We start from the raw sequence: 272 nt of genomic DNA, 5'->3' as shown, positions 1-272 counted from the left end.
CTAGTGCAAGATGCAATCCTGATGTGGCAGAATTTACTGCGATCGCTTCAAGAGTCTCATCACCTAGGAATGTGATAAAATCTTGTTCAAATTGCCTCGCTTTTGGGCCCGTCGTCACCCAGCCAGAACGCAAGGTTTCGACCACCTCTTGAATTTCGACCTCTGTAATGTCAGGCAAAGAAAAAGGAAGAAATTTTTGATCATGAATCATAGTAGTTTAGCACCTAAAAAAATTAATATGCTTGAATAAGATGGCTTTTGATATAACCATC

At 40.1% G+C, this 272-nt stretch carries 1 protein-coding gene; it reads right to left on the bottom strand.

What is annotated here, in order from left to right:
* On the bottom strand, positions 1 to 211 hold a 211-nt coding region (locus tag B0E34_RS02840; protein WP_185117436.1), incomplete at its 3' end, for a DegT/DnrJ/EryC1/StrS family aminotransferase.
* Positions 212 to 272 lie beyond the last annotated feature (61 nt).

It is taken from the genome of Chryseobacterium mucoviscidosis (assembly GCF_002177115.1).
Taxonomy (GTDB): domain Bacteria; phylum Bacteroidota; class Bacteroidia; order Flavobacteriales; family Weeksellaceae; genus Chryseobacterium; species Chryseobacterium mucoviscidosis.
The sequence above is the reverse complement of the archived record's forward strand: the minus strand, read 5'-3'. Positions and strand labels throughout refer to the sequence as shown.